This is a genomic window from Nocardia noduli (assembly GCF_019038455.1).
Classification (GTDB): domain Bacteria; phylum Actinomycetota; class Actinomycetes; order Mycobacteriales; family Mycobacteriaceae; genus Nocardia; species Nocardia noduli.
In genome coordinates, this window is sequence record NZ_JAFMPL010000325.1 from 1 (window position 1) to 381 (window position 381).

The following is a 381-nucleotide window of genomic DNA, read 5'->3' on the forward strand; positions in this document are numbered from 1 at the left end:
GCTGCGGCCATGCCGTCGTGCCGGTGCTGCGGTCGGTCTCCTGGGGCGTGTTGCCGCTGGTGGCCGGGCTGTTCGTGTTCGTGCAGGCGCTGGAGGTGACGGGCGTGGTGGGCCGCCTGGCGCATTTGCTGGCGCAGGGGGCTGCCGCCGCGCCGCTGGCGGCGGGCCCGGCCGTGGGCGCTTTGCTGGGCGTGGCCACCAACCTGGTCAACAACCTGCCCGCAGGCCTGCTCGCGGGGGCGGCACTGCAGTCCGCGCAGGTGGCGGAGCCCGTGCGCGCCGCGGCGCTGATCGGCATCGACCTCGGGCCGAATCTCTCCATCACGGGATCGCTGGCGACACTGCTGTGGCTGGCGGCGCTGCGGCGCGAAGGCATCGAAG

The 381-nt window shown here is 74.5% G+C and carries 1 protein-coding gene; it reads left to right on the forward strand.

The window, feature by feature from the left end:
- On the forward strand, window positions 1-381 hold a 381-nt coding region (locus JZ792_RS43850), incomplete at both ends, for an SLC13 family permease (RefSeq protein WP_254191113.1).